Below are 12,375 nucleotides of genomic sequence, written 5' to 3'. Positions count from 1 at the left end.
CATGGAAATGGCCGCAGAGCGCCTGATCGCCGCCCCGCGAAACGAGGTCTGGCGCTGCCTGAACGACCCGGAAATTCTGAAAGCATGCATCCCCGGCTGTGAATCCATCGAAGCGACGGGCCCCGATAGCTATAAGGTCGCCATGGTGGCGGCCGTCGGCTTCATCAAGGCGAAATTCGTCGGAGACCTGACGCTGCAGAACAAGGTCGACAACACGTCCTACGACCTGAGCTTCAACGGATCGGGCGGCGCCGCCGGGTTCGGCAAGGGAACCGCAAGCGTCAGCCTGAGCGACGCCCCCGGCGGCACGACGCTCACCTATCGGGTCAAGGCCCAGGTCGGCGGCAAATTGGCGCAAGTAGGCGCCCGCGTGATCGACGGCGTCGCCAAGAAAATGGCGGACGATTTTTTCCAAAGACTGGACCAGGTCATCACGACTTCGGGGGCTGGCGCGGCGAAGGCCCCGACCGGCGCGAATGAGCCGCCCCGGGCCGAAGGAGCGCAGCGCGCTCCTGCCGACGGTCCGTCCCCCGGCGGGGCAAACGCTGCCTCCTCCGCTCCTGCCTCTTCCGCCTCGTCCCGCCTCTGGCTCTACGTCGCAGCGGCGATCGCGGCTGTGATCGTGGCGGCATTCGCCCTCGGCGGGGGCGCCACATGATTCCGTGGATGCCACGCAGCCTGCCTGCGCCGGCGGGTCACTACGTCCCGGCGATGCAAGCGGGCGGCCTTGTGTTTCTCTCGGGCGTGCTGCCGGACCTGGCTCGCGGCGATGCGTTCGCCACCCAGTTCGAGACGTGTTTCGACCGCGTCGAGGCGATTCTCGGCGACGGCGGCTTGGGCCTCGGAAACATTGTGCAGTGCACGGTGTACCTGGCAGGCATCCAGTACTGGGACGAGTTCAACGCCCTTTATGGGCGGCGCCTGGGCACGCATCGCTGTGCTCGCACGGTGGTGCCGGTGGGGCCCCTGCACTATGGCGCGCTGCTCGAGGTCCAAGTCGTGGCGGAAGCGACTCAGTCAGGCGCTGCCTGAGCTGCTTGCGCGAGATCTTGCCATTGGCCCCCAGGGGAATGCTGTCCAGCTTCCACCAGTAGACCGGCTGCCAGGCAGCCGGCAGCCGCGTGGCAAGGTAAATGGCCAGGTCGTCCGCCTGCACGGCGGGTGCCCCGGTGAAAGCACAGCCCACCACGGCGCCGTACGTTGCATCGTCCACGCCGAACACCACGGCTTGCCGTACGCCCGGCACCTGTTCAACCTGGCGCTCGACATCGGCGGGATGGATGTTCACCCCGCCGCGCAGGATCATGTCATCCGCCCGCCCGGCCAACGCCAGGCGCCCGGTATCGTCGAACTCTCCCAGGTCTTGGGTATCGATGGGACCGTCTCCCCCGCGCACGACCTCCCCCCCAACCGACTGGGTGGCAAGCGCCGCATAAGGCGAAGACACTAGGATCCTGCCGGGGCCGGTGGCCATGCCGCCGTCGCGGCGCACCTCGACCTTCACGCCCGGGATGGGAAAGCCGACCCGGCCGATGCGGCGGGTCGCTTCTTCCGATCCGCAAATCCAGCCCAGCTCCGAGCTTCCATACAAATTGATCAGCGGAATGTTCCAGGTATCTTCGGCCCGCTGCCACAGTTCGGGCGCCAGTTCCGCGGCACTGCAGGAATAGCGCCTGAGCGATCCAGGCAAAGCATCGGCAACACCCAGCATGATGCGCACCATGCTGGGCACCGTGGGCATGAAGCGGATATTGCGCTCGGCCAGCCAGCAGACCAGCCGCGATGCCGAGAAACCGGGTGCAAGATGCAACTGCGTTCCCACGGACAAGAACGGCATCAAGCTGAGAATCTGCGCCGAATACCAGTTCAGGCTGCGCACCTCCAGGCACGGCTCGTCTTCGTCGAGTGCCATCAGCCGGGCAGACACGTCGCCGTTGTGCCGCAATGCAGCCGCCGAGTGATAAACCAGCCGCGGCACGCCTGTCGTCCCGGAAGTGCAATTGACCAGCACCGTGCCGGGCGGCATAGAAGGCCCATGGGCTTGCGCAAACGGGAAGCATTCGGGGCCGCTTGCCGTCATGCGGAGACGGCCGGTCGGACGAACCGTCGCAAGCAAAGCCTGCACCGTATCGGCCGGCAGATACTCGCTGTCGATGTTGAGCACGGCCGCCCCCGCCATCCAGGCGCCCAGCCACAGCACGATTTTTTCAACGCTGTTGGCGCTCGGCAGCAGATACAAGGGAGGCTTCGCACCGTCGGCTACGGGCAGCGATCGCGCCACCGCTGCCACGCGTTCGTACAATTCGCGCCCGTCCAGGCCGGCGCCGCCGATATCCGCCACGGCCAGGCGACTGGGACGGCGCTGCGCCCTGCGCACGAGGCAGGACGCGACGAAGCGGGCGAACTCACTACTCACGGGCGACCAGCGCCTCGGGCGCCATGCGGAAATAGTCCGGCGCACGGTCCAACAGCCACTGCCGGAAGCGCGCCACTTTGGGCTGGTCGTACCGGCTTTCGGGCGTAGCCAGGTAGTAGGCCGATTTCGACTTCAGTCGCGGGCCAAAGGGCGAGACCAGCGCCCCCTGGCGCAACGCTCGATTGGCGAGCGGTGTCCGCGCGATGACCACGCCGAGCCCTTCCACCGCCCCTGCCAGAGAAGTCAGCTGCATGTGCATGCCGAATTCCATGCCGGGTTGCAAGTCGGCCAGGCCCGCCGCTTCGAGCCATTCCGGCCAGTCGTCTTCGTACAGGGACGTGAAGTACGTGCGCAGCCACGTCGCCCCCTGCAGCACCTCCCGTGCATCTTTTCCCTCCCTGCCCTTGAGCAAGCGCGGAGCCATCGCAGGGAAAAAGTATTCATCGCAGAGCCAATCCGACTTCACCCCTTCCCACTTGCCGGACCCATAGCGAATCGCCACGTCGTAAGCGTTGATCTGGAAAGCCTCGAATGCAGACGACGTAGAAAGCTGGAGGCGCAGGTCCGGATGTGCCTCGTGAAACTCAGGCAGGATGGGAAGCAGGCATTCCGTCGCGAAGGTGGGCAGGCAACTAATGGAGAGCGTGCTTTCGTCGCCGCCCTGGCTGACCCGGTCCGTGGCCTTGGCAAGCTCCACCAGCAGCTTGCTGACCGATTCGAGATATTCGGCGCCGGGAGCCGTTAGCGATATCCTGCCCTTGGCGCGCACGAACAGGGTGGTTCCCAGCCGATCTTCCAGCGACCGGATCTGATGGCTGATGGCCGCTTGGGTCAGGTGCAGTTCATTGGCCGCCTTCGTAAAACTCCGATGGCGAGCAGTCGCCTCGAAAGCAAGCAATGCGTTCAACGGCGGAATGAAAGAAGGCATGCACGGCTTCCATCGCAGGATGGGCTGACGAAGCCGGATTATAGCCGTCGGGCCCAAAACGATTCAGCGCGCGTCCGCGGCTGGCCATGTCCGCTTCGCATGCCTTGCGCCCTGCCGCGGCGGGCGCCTGCGATCGCGGCGACTCAGTCCGGCCGCATCAAGGTCGCCAGCGCGGCCAGGTCCTCCACGTCCGACAGTCGCCAGCACGCCTGGATCAACTCGGCCGCCCGCCCTGCCCCCAATATCGGATCAGCCATCCCCCTGAATTTGCGCTCCAGGTCCTCGTCGCTCATCGGGCGCTGCAGCGAACCGATCGCATGCTCGACGAATACGTGGACCTTCCGGCCATCCGCAAGCAGCGCGGTGACGTCGGCGCTGGCCTCGTCGAGACGCTCGTCGACGGTTGCGATCACCTTGCGCCGCAGGGCGACCAGGTCTGGGCGATTGACGATCTCGTCCGAGTATTCGTCTTCGCTGGCTTTCCCGAAAATCAAGCCGGCGGCGCAGCCGTGATAGACGCTGAACTTGCCTTGCAAGCCGTCGGCGGGCTCTTTCTTGCCCGTCAGTTCCAGCACGAGGGGATGAACCTTCAGTTCGATGCGCTCAACCTGGTCAGCCGTGACCCCTTGGTCCCGCAACTGCACGCATGCGTCGATGCTGGGATGGATGACGATGCCGCATGCAAACGGCTTGTAACTGTTAAAGGAGATCTCGAACCGTTCCCCCAGTTCATCCGTGGCCTCGTGCCATGCAGCCTTGGTGGATACGACCTGCACGAAACCACGCGGCGCCTCGAGCGCGCGCGGACTGGCGGTAAAGCCATGCTGGGCCAGCAGTGCCGACATCATCCCGGCCCGTGCCGCGGCGCCGGGATGGAAAGGCTTGGTCATGGTCCCGAACTGCTCGCGCAACCCGACCGGCTGGGAAGCCGCAATGCCGAGGGCCATCTGGGTGCGGTCCGCATCCAGGCCGAGCAGCCGCGCGCAACCCGCCGCCGCCCCCAGCATGCCGGTCGTGCCCGTGATGTGCCAGCCGCGATCGTAGTGGTCCGGGTAAATGACGTTGCCCATGCGACACGCTACGTCTATGCCCAGCACCAGGGCATCGATGAGCTGCCGTCCGGTCGCGCCCTTGAGCTCAGCCAAAGCCAGCACGGCCGATGCAACCGGGCCCGCCGGATGGATGATGGTCTTCAGGTGCGTGTCGTCGAAATCGAAAGTGTGCGAGGTAATCCCGTTGACCAACGCGGCGCTCGCAGCGTCCACCTTTTCTTTGCGGCCGATGACGGTCGCCTGCGGCGCAGGCTGCAAGACGGCGACCGCGGCCAGCGCCGCTTCGGCCGCCTCGTGACGGGCTGCCCCCACGGCGCAGCCTAACCAATTCAGGAAGGTGCGATGCGCCTCGCGGTCCACCGCATCGCTCCACCCGCGCGACGGGTGGGAGGAAACATATTCCGCCAAGACTCGGGTAATGGGAGGCGCATTGTGGTCGGCCTGGACCTGCGTATTGCGTGCCATGGTCAGCTATGAAAAGTTAGTCGAGAGAAATGTTCTGGGCCTTGGCCAGCTCGGTCCAGCGCGACAGGTCCCTTTGCATATAGGCGCCGAACTCGGCTGCCGTCATCGGCATGGGTTCGACTGCCTCGCCGGCGAGCTTCTCGCGCATGTCGGGCGCCTTGAGCACGGCGTTCAGCGTATCGTTGAGTTTGCGTACTACTTCCGGAGGGATGCCGGCGGGGCCCACCACGCCATACCATTGCACGGCGTCGAAATTGGGCAGGCCGAGCTCCTCCAGCGTAGGGACATCCGGCATTTGGGAGGCCCGGCTCTTCCCCGTGATCGCCAACGCGCGCAAACGCCCGGAACGGATGTGCTGCAGCGAAGCCGCCAGGCCAGGGAAGGCGGCCTGCGTCTGGCTGCCGATGACGTCGGTCAACGCCGGAGCCACCCCGCGATACGCCACGTGGGTGAGCGGAGTGCCAAGCTGCTGCGCCATCAGCTCCATCGTCAGGTGCGTCAAGGAGCCAGCTCCCGCCGACCCGTAGCTGATCTTGCCCTGGTTGGCCTTCAAATAGGCCACGAACTCCTTGAAGTCCTTGACCGGAAGCTTGGGATCGATCACTAGGATGTTGGGCGTGGCGCCGATCATGCCGATCGGCGTGAAATCCTTGATAGGGTCGTAGGGAACCTTGCGCGTCGCCGGGCTCGTGCCGTGGGTGGCGACATAGCCTTGCATGAGCGTGTAGCCGTCCGGCGCCGCGCGCGCGGTGCTCTGGCATGCGATGACGCCGCCGCCTCCTCCCTGGTTCTCAACGACGATTTGCTGCCCCAGCAAGCGGCTCCACCGTTCGCAGACGGTACGGCCGACCAAATCGCTGCCACCCCCGGGCGCGACGGGCACGATGTATCGCAGCGGTTTGTCCGGAAAACCCTGCTGCGCGCCCGCGGGGGAAGGCCGGGCAGCCAGCGCGGGAGATAACAGTATGGGGGCGGTCTGCAAGAATGCGCGTCGTTGCATGGCGTGTCTCCTCTGTGCTCTTGGAATGACGCAAGCGGCCCCTCGGAGGCGCCGCGGGTGACCGCAGCCGTCAGAGAGCCGCGGTGGCCTGCAACCGTGTGAAAGCGTCCCGGACGTGGCTGGCGAGCAACGCCTCGCACCGGACCGCATCGCCGTCGCGCAATGCTCGCGCAATCTCGACGTGCTCGGCGATGGACGCCCGCATGCCGGTATCCTGGGACAAATTCTTCAGCCTCGACAAATGCAGTTTCTGCACCACCGTCCGGTAGGTCTCTTCGACCGGCCGGTTGTCGGCAGCCTCGATCATCAACCAATGGAAACGCAGGTTCTCCGCGTAATACGTCGCAACGTCGTGGGCGTCGGCCGCCGCGCGCATGTGCGAGATGGATTCGTCAAGCGCATCGGCAAGCTCCACCCGTTGGGGCAAGGTCAGCTGTGCGGTGCGCCGTCCCGCATAACCGTCCAGCAGCGCGCGCAGGTCGTACAGGCCGCGCACTTCTTCCCCATCCAGTTCGCGCACGAACACCCCGGCATGCTTGCGCGATACCACCAACCCCGAACTCTCGAGTTCGCGCAAGGCCTCGCGCACCGGAACGCGTGAAACTTTCATGCGGGCAGCGACATCGGGCTCGTTGATCCGGGCGCCCGGAGGCAACTCTCCGGCCAAGATCTGCCGCAACAGCTCATTCCGGACCAGTTTCGACAACTTGGTCTCGCGGATTGCCGTGAATGCATCCTCGTTGGTGGGGAAGCTCCAGGGAAGCATGGCGACGCCCCGAGCGGGCAATGGGGTGGAGACGAGAAAATTCTATATTTCGTATACGAAATACAAATAGGGATAAACCAGCACCGCCCCTAACCGGGCGCCCTAAGCCTCCCTAGCCGAATGGACCATAGCAAGGTGCAAGGCCAGCGTCGCACAATCTTCCGGGAGCGTCGTCGGGGGATGCGACGCCGCAACAATGGCGCGGAGGCTGCAAAGGGGGGACGGTGGGACTGTTGCGAACGCTGCTGGCACTCTCGGTTCTACTTGACCACGTCTGGAATGGAGAACGGGAAATCCTCGTGGGAGGGCGCCTGGCGGTCCAAACCTTCTATCTGATCTCAGGTTTCTTGATCTCGTACGTCCTGACGGCGACTGACACCTATCGCCACGACCGGCTCAAGTTCTACCAGAACCGCTTTCTTCGCCTCTATCCGGCATATGCGGTCGTCGCAGTGCTGACGCTGGCGGCGCATGCCGCGTTGGGCACGGGGTTCCTGCAGCGCCTTCACAACCTGCCGGGCGATGCGACCGCGATACTGCTGGCGTCGACCGTGTTGCTCTTCGGCCAGGACTGGATTCTGTTCATGGGGGTGCACCACGATCACCTCGCCCTGACCGGCAGCTTCCGGGACAGCGACGTCCCATTGTATGAAGCATTACTGGTTCCGCAGGCCTGGAGCCTTTCCGTCGAGCTGACGTTTTATCTCGTCGCGCCGTTCCTCATTACGTCTCGGCGGTGGATGTGGGTCGCGCTACTGGCCTCGCTCGGGCTCCGCGCCGCCCTCATCGTGACGGGCATAGGCCGCAGCGACCCGTGGACCTATCGCTTTTTCCCTTCCGAGTTGGCACTGTTCCTGATCGGTGCGCTGTCCCAGCAAATGCTGCTGCCGCGATTCCAACGACTATGCGCGCGGCTCCCTTGGCTGCCCGGCGCGGGCGTCGGCGCCCTGCTCGCCCTATCGTTCTCCCACTTCCAGGAGCCGATCAACCCGACCTTGCGCGACGCGCTGTTTCTGGCCGTGGCGGCAACGGTGCTGCCGCTGGCATTCATTTTCCAGTGCCGGCACAAATGGGACCGTCTCGTGGGCGAACTGAGCTACCCGCTCTACATCTCGCACATGCTGGTCATTTTGTTGTTCTCTGGCCTGGGCGCCGGAGCCGGAGCGCTGCACTCGACGCGCGGATGGGCAGCCATTGTCATGGCTAGCGTCGCAGCGGCAGTGGCGTTGAACGTAAGCATAGCCGCCCCCATCGAGCGTGTGCGCCGTCGACTCAAGACCTCGTCGGAGCAGGCTCGAACCCTGGAGAACAGATGGTCGCCCGCAGGGCATTGAAGCGCCCATGAAAAAACCCGCGGCCTCGATGGCATCGCGGGTTCCAGGGCCTTTCAGATTGCGCTGAAAGTTTTTGACTGGTGCCGTCGGCGAGACTCGAACTCGCACAGCTTTCGCCACTACCCCCTCAAGATAGCGTGTCTACCAATTCCACCACGACGGCTTGCGTGAGCCCGCTAGTATATAACATTTCCGGGCTCATGAGGAAGCTTCCTTACTTTTTCTCCGCTTCCGGCTGCGCAGGAGCATTTTCCTGTGGCGCGGCGGACGGAGCTGGCGGCACCGAGGCGTCGGGTGCGGCGGGCGGCGGTACTTGCGTCGAGCCCGGCACGCTCGGCACCGTTTGGTCGGGATTGAAGCTCTCCATCACGCCGCCTTCCGGGGCGGAAGACATCGGGCGCCCCAGGTAGGCCAGCGCGGCAGTGGTGATGAAAAACACCACTGCCGCCCACTTCGTCGTGCGCGACAGGAAATTCGCCGCACCTGCGGCGCCGAACAGGCTACCGGCCGAGCCGCCGCCGAAGGCGGAACCCATGTCGGCGCCCTTGCCTTGCTGCAGTAGCACCAGGACGATGATCGTCAGGGCAGAAATGACCTGCACGATGAGCAGGACGGTAAGCAATACGGACATTCAAGCACTCCGGGTTGTCGCGCCCGCCTCAGCGATGCGCAGGAATTCTTCGGCGACCAGCGAGGCGCCTCCTATCAGGCCGCCGTCGATGTCGGGCATGGCGAACAGCTCAGCGGCGTTTGCGGCCTTGACGCTGCCGCCATAGAGCACGCGTACGCCGGGGCTACCCACGCGTCCGAGCGCGGCGCGGATGGCAGCATGCACTTCCTGGGCCTGCTCGGGGCTTGCGGTCTTGCCCGTGCCGATCGCCCAGACCGGCTCGTAGGCGATGACCATGCGGGACACCGCATCCTTGCCCAGTGCCAGGACGGGGGCGAGTTGTTCGTCGATGACGGCCAGCGTACGGCCGGCTTCGCGCTCGGCCAACGTTTCGCCCACGCAGACCACCGGCGTCAGGCCAGCCGCCAGGGCAGCCTTGGCCTTATCAGCCACGAGCTGGCTGGTTTCGCCATGCATGCTGCGCCGTTCGGAGTGCCCGGCAAGTACGTAGCGGCAGCCGAACTCGGCCAGCATCGCGCCGGACACTTCGCCGGTATACGCGCCTTGGGCGTGGACGCTGACGTCCTGGGCGCCCCAGGCGATGTCGGAGCCGGTCAAGGCCGACTCGACCTGGGCCAGGTAGGGAAACGGCACGCAGACGCCGACGTCGCAGGCAGCGGCGCCGGACGATTGGTTCCAGGCGCTGCGGACGGCCGAAAGCAATTGCGCATTGGCCGTGAGACTGCCGTGCATCTTCCAGTTGCCGAGCACCAGGCGGCGGATATTCTGTGTAGTTGCCATCGACAAGGGATCGAAAAAAGCCCGCGACGCTCAAAAAGGACGCAGGCAAAATCTCGATTGTATCGGGTCCGGGCCGCTACTGCAGCCCGTATCGCAAAAAAGCAGGCATGGCCGCCCGGCCCACACGCGTCGCCAGGCCGGAAACCTTGCGGCTGCGCCAAGCCGGCGCGACGGGTACCACGCGCGCAGAGGCAGCATTGTAGACCGTCCGTCGCCGGCGTGCCCTGCTCCCACGCACGCGCCGGCGCGAGGCTGTCCGGTCGCTGCGCGCCGGGTGCCGGCAGGCGGCCCCGGGTGGCGTCTCGAGCACTTACCGGGCGTGCTCAGACGGTCAGGACGATCTTCCCTATGTGTTCCCCCGACTCCATCATGGCGTGCGCCCGCGCCGCCTCGCGCAGCGGAAAAGTGGCGTAGACCACCGGCTTGAGGCGCCCGTCTTCGAACAAGGGCCATACGTGCTGCCGCAGCGCCGCCGCCACCTCGCCTTTGAACTGCGTCGAGCGCGGCCGCAAGGTCGAGCCGGTGATCGTCAAGCGCCGGCTGAGGACGCGGGCAAAGTCGATTTCGCCGCGCGCGCCGCCCAGCAGCGCAATCAGGACGATGCGCCCATCGTCGGCCAGGCATTGGATGTCACGCGCGACGTAGTCGCCCGCCACCATGTCCAGGATGACGTCCACCCCCCGTCCGTTCGTGAGCCGCTTGATCTCTTGTACGAAGTCCTGGGTGCGGTAATTGATGCCGGCGGTCGCCCCGAGTTTCTCGACGGCTGCCACGCGCTCATCGCTGCCCACCGTGGCATAGACCGGATGCCCCAGCGCGTGCGCCAGTTGCACTGCTGTCGTGCCAATGCCGCTCGCCCCGCCGTGCACGAGCAGAGACTCCCCGGCGGAGAGGCGGGCCCGCATGAACACATTGCTCCACACGGTGAAATAGGTTTCGGGCAAGCCCGCAGCCTCGACCATGCTCAAGCCCTTCGGCAAGGGCAGGCACTGGGTGGCCGGTACGGCGCAGTATTCGGCATACCCCCCGCCGTTGACCAAGGCGCAGACCTCGTCCCCCAACGCAAAGCCGTCCACGCCTTCCCCTAGCTTGGCGACGGTGCCCGCCACTTCCAGGCCGGGCAGGTCCGAAGCCCCGGGAGGCGGCGGGTAGGTACCGAGGCGCTGGGCGACGTCCGGCCGATTGACGCCGGCTGCGGCGACCCGGATGAGGATTTCGCCCGGGCCCGGCTCGGGCGTGGGGCGTTCGACGGCTTGCAGGACTTCAGGTCCGCCGGGACGGGTAATTTCGATCGCGATCATGGAACAGCTTCCCGTTTTTTGTCCGAAGACGGTCATCATATACGGCTATGCCACCCCTGCTCCCATCCAGGGCCCTCCCCACCCAGGTGAGCGTCATTGCGCCCGCACCCGACCATAGCCAAAACGAATATCGACGACGGAGAAATTCATTCTCCATGACAATCGGGATTGCCTAGACTTGTACCGGCGAAAACCGGCTCACTCCCACGAGCCCTTCCAAACGAACGAGAGAAGACATGAACACACAAGCCAAAGTCGTCGAGGGCAAAGCGACGCCCCGCGGCAAGTATCCCCACATCAAGCGCGCTGGCGATTTCCTCTTCGTTTCCGGCACCAGCTCCCGCCGGGCGGACAACTCGTTCGCCGGCGTCCAGGCCGACGCAATGGGCACGACCCAGTTCGACATCCGCGCTCAGACCCGGGCCGTGCTCGAAAACATTCGAGACATCCTGGCCACTCAGGGTGCCTCGCTGTCTGACGTCGTGGAGATCACGACCTTCCTGGTCGACATGGGAGATTTCGGCGGCTACAACGAAGTGTACGGAGAGTTCTTCGACTTCAATGGCCCGGCGCGCACGACGGTCGCGGTCCACCAACTGCCCCATCCCCACCTGCGCATCGAGATCAAGGCGGTCGCCTACAAGCCGCTCTGATCCATCACGCCCATCCGGAATACACCATGAAAATCGACATGCATGCACACCACTTCCCCCGCATTACCCGGGAGGAAGCCGCCGCACTCAGCGCCGAGCGCGCCCCCTGGCTGCGCGTGGACGAGGGCGGCAAGACCGGGCAGATCATGCGCGCCGACAAGCCGTTCCGGCCCGTATACGACGCCCTGTGGGATCCACGGGCGCGCTTGGCCGAAATGGACGCGCAAGGGGTAGACATCCAGATCACCTGCGCCACGCCCATCATGTTCGGCTACGAATTCTCGCCCGAGAAAGTGCTGCCGTGGGCCCAGCGCATGAACGACCTCGCGCTTGAATTCTGCGCGGCTGCGCCCAAGCGGCTCGTGCCGCTCGCGCAGGTGCCCCTGCAGGACATCGACGCCGCCTGCCGCGAAGCGTCACGCGCCAAGGCGAGCGGCCATTACGGCGTCCAGATCGGCAACCACCTGGGCGACCGGGACCTCGACGACGAAGGCCTGGTGACTTTCCTGCAGCACTGCGCGAACGAAAACATTCCGCTGCTGGTGCACCCGTGGGACATGATGGGCGGCAATCGCATGAAGCAATGGATGCTGCCCTGGTTAGTGGCCATGCCTGCGGAAACCCAGCTGGGCATCCTGTCGCTGATCCTCTCGGGCGCCTTCGAGCGTATCCCGGAATCGCTGAAGATCTGCTTCGCCCATGGCGGCGGCTCCTTCGCATTCATGCTGGGTCGCGTGGACAACGCCTGGAAGCATCGCGACATCGTCCGCAAGGACTGCCCGCGGCCGCCTTCGGAATACGTCAAGCGCTTCTACGTCGATTCGGCAGTCTTCGACCCGCGGTCCCTGCGGCTGCTGGCCGAAGTCATGGGCACGGACCGCATCATGCTGGGGTCAGACTATCCGTTCCCCCTGGGCGAGCAGTCCATCGGCAAGCTGGTGGCCGAGCAGCCCGGCTTCACCGATGCAGACAAGCGGGCGATCTACGCCGACAATGCCATCGAATTCTTCGGGCTACAGCAATTGGTCGCCTGATCCCGTTTCCTCACC

12 protein-coding genes, 1 tRNA gene and 1 pseudogene are annotated in these 12,375 nt (G+C 65.1%); 5 read left to right on the top strand and 9 right to left on the bottom strand.

The features are described from left to right. The first annotated feature begins 1 nt into the window (after position 1). Both Q0319_RS07915 and Q0319_RS19355 read left to right on the top strand, forming a co-directional pair. Complete coding sequence (locus tag Q0319_RS07915) at positions 2–658, top strand: carbon monoxide dehydrogenase subunit G (protein ID WP_299451681.1); 657 nt, start codon at positions 2–4, stop codon at positions 656–658. Then, a pseudogene (locus tag Q0319_RS19355) lies at positions 655–948 on the top strand (Rid family hydrolase); the annotation flags it as partial. The gene Q0319_RS07915 and the pseudogene Q0319_RS19355, both read left to right, overlap by 4 nt. On the opposite strand, the gene Q0319_RS07910 reads toward Q0319_RS19355, so the two are convergent. The 5 genes from Q0319_RS07910 to Q0319_RS07890 all read right to left on the bottom strand — a co-directional run bounded on the left by Q0319_RS07910 (position 899) and on the right by Q0319_RS07890 (position 6,627). After that, positions 899–2,377 (bottom strand): class I adenylate-forming enzyme family protein, encoded by a 1,479-nt coding sequence (locus Q0319_RS07910; protein WP_363322261.1) that lies wholly within the window; start codon positions 2,375–2,377, stop codon positions 899–901. The pseudogene Q0319_RS19355 and the gene Q0319_RS07910 sit on opposite strands and share 50 nt — an antisense overlap. 31 nt (positions 2,378–2,408) lie before the next feature. Then, positions 2,409–3,344 (bottom strand): transcriptional regulator GcvA, encoded by a 936-nt coding sequence (gene gcvA / locus Q0319_RS07905; RefSeq protein WP_296467358.1) that lies wholly within the window; start codon positions 3,342–3,344, stop codon positions 2,409–2,411. Between the two features lie 143 nt (positions 3,345–3,487). Next, positions 3,488–4,861 carry an MmgE/PrpD family protein gene (locus Q0319_RS07900; protein ID WP_296467362.1) on the bottom strand — a complete coding sequence of 458 codons (1,374 nt, stop codon included), beginning with the start codon at positions 4,859–4,861 and terminating at the stop codon, positions 3,488–3,490. A gap of 16 nt (positions 4,862–4,877) precedes the next feature. After that, complete coding sequence (locus Q0319_RS07895) at positions 4,878–5,861, bottom strand: tripartite tricarboxylate transporter substrate binding protein (RefSeq protein WP_299451678.1); 984 nt, start codon at positions 5,859–5,861, stop codon at positions 4,878–4,880. 70 nt (positions 5,862–5,931) lie between these two features. After that, on the bottom strand, positions 5,932–6,627 hold the full coding sequence (locus tag Q0319_RS07890) for an FCD domain-containing protein (protein ID WP_299451677.1): 696 nt from the start codon (positions 6,625–6,627) through the stop codon (positions 5,932–5,934). Positions 6,628–6,851: 224 nt separating this feature from the next. On the opposite strand from Q0319_RS07890, the gene Q0319_RS07885 reads away from it, so the two are divergent. After that, a complete protein-coding gene (locus Q0319_RS07885; RefSeq protein WP_299451676.1) occupies positions 6,852–7,961 on the top strand; it encodes an acyltransferase in 1,110 nt (369 codons plus the stop codon). A gap of 78 nt (positions 7,962–8,039) precedes the next feature. On the opposite strand, the gene Q0319_RS07880 is transcribed toward Q0319_RS07885, so the two are convergent. The 4 genes from Q0319_RS07880 to Q0319_RS07865 form a co-directional block, all read right to left on the bottom strand. Then, a tRNA-Leu gene (locus Q0319_RS07880) sits at positions 8,040–8,124 on the bottom strand. A gap of 51 nt (positions 8,125–8,175) precedes the next feature. Then, the gene (gene secG, locus Q0319_RS07875; protein ID WP_296470564.1) at positions 8,176–8,592 is read right to left on the bottom strand and encodes a preprotein translocase subunit SecG; all 417 of its coding nucleotides are present in this window, start codon (positions 8,590–8,592) and stop codon (positions 8,176–8,178) included. Further along, the gene (gene tpiA, locus Q0319_RS07870; RefSeq protein ID WP_296470561.1) at positions 8,593–9,372 is read right to left on the bottom strand and encodes a triose-phosphate isomerase; all 780 of its coding nucleotides are present in this window, start codon (positions 9,370–9,372) and stop codon (positions 8,593–8,595) included. Between the two features lie 323 nt (positions 9,373–9,695). Next, a complete protein-coding gene (locus Q0319_RS07865; protein ID WP_296470558.1) occupies positions 9,696–10,673 on the bottom strand; it encodes an NAD(P)H-quinone oxidoreductase in 978 nt (325 codons plus the stop codon). A gap of 236 nt (positions 10,674–10,909) precedes the next feature. Here Q0319_RS07865 and Q0319_RS07860 point away from each other — a divergent pair, with 236 nt between their 5' ends. Next, positions 10,910–11,326 (top strand): RidA family protein, encoded by a 417-nt coding sequence (locus tag Q0319_RS07860; RefSeq protein ID WP_296470417.1) that lies wholly within the window; start codon positions 10,910–10,912, stop codon positions 11,324–11,326. 26 nt (positions 11,327–11,352) lie between these two features. After that, positions 11,353–12,360: an amidohydrolase family protein gene (locus tag Q0319_RS07855; RefSeq protein WP_296470414.1), complete on the top strand. Its 1,008-nt coding sequence runs from the start codon at positions 11,353–11,355 to the stop codon at positions 12,358–12,360. Positions 12,361–12,375 lie beyond the last annotated feature (15 nt).

The sequence above is a fragment of the uncultured Pigmentiphaga sp. genome (genome assembly GCF_937950555.1).
GTDB lineage: Bacteria > Pseudomonadota > Gammaproteobacteria > Burkholderiales > Burkholderiaceae_B > Pigmentiphaga.
The sequence above is the reverse complement of the archived record's forward strand: the minus strand, read 5'-3'. Positions and strand labels throughout refer to the sequence as shown.

What these genes read in the sequence shown, in the direction of transcription:
- Q0319_RS07900 (WP_296467362.1), bottom strand. Translation starts at nt 4,861, where the DNA reads ATGGCACGCAATACGCAGGTCCAGGCCGACCACAATGCGCCTCCCATT.
- Q0319_RS07860 (WP_296470417.1), top strand. Translation starts at nt 10,910, where the DNA reads ATGAACACACAAGCCAAAGTCGTCGAGGGCAAAGCGACGCCCCGCGGC.
- Q0319_RS07915 (WP_299451681.1), top strand. Translation starts at nt 2, where the DNA reads ATGGAAATGGCCGCAGAGCGCCTGATCGCCGCCCCGCGAAACGAGGTC.
- Q0319_RS07855 (WP_296470414.1), top strand. Translation starts at nt 11,353, where the DNA reads ATGAAAATCGACATGCATGCACACCACTTCCCCCGCATTACCCGGGAG.
- Q0319_RS07890 (WP_299451677.1), bottom strand. Translation starts at nt 6,627, where the DNA reads ATGCTTCCCTGGAGCTTCCCCACCAACGAGGATGCATTCACGGCAATC.
- Q0319_RS07865 (WP_296470558.1), bottom strand. Translation starts at nt 10,673, where the DNA reads ATGATCGCGATCGAAATTACCCGTCCCGGCGGACCTGAAGTCCTGCAA.
- Q0319_RS07895 (WP_299451678.1), bottom strand. Translation starts at nt 5,861, where the DNA reads ATGCAACGACGCGCATTCTTGCAGACCGCCCCCATACTGTTATCTCCC.
- tpiA (WP_296470561.1), bottom strand. Translation starts at nt 9,372, where the DNA reads ATGGCAACTACACAGAATATCCGCCGCCTGGTGCTCGGCAACTGGAAG.
- secG (WP_296470564.1), bottom strand. Translation starts at nt 8,592, where the DNA reads ATGTCCGTATTGCTTACCGTCCTGCTCATCGTGCAGGTCATTTCTGCC.
- gcvA (WP_296467358.1), bottom strand. Translation starts at nt 3,344, where the DNA reads ATGCCTTCTTTCATTCCGCCGTTGAACGCATTGCTTGCTTTCGAGGCG.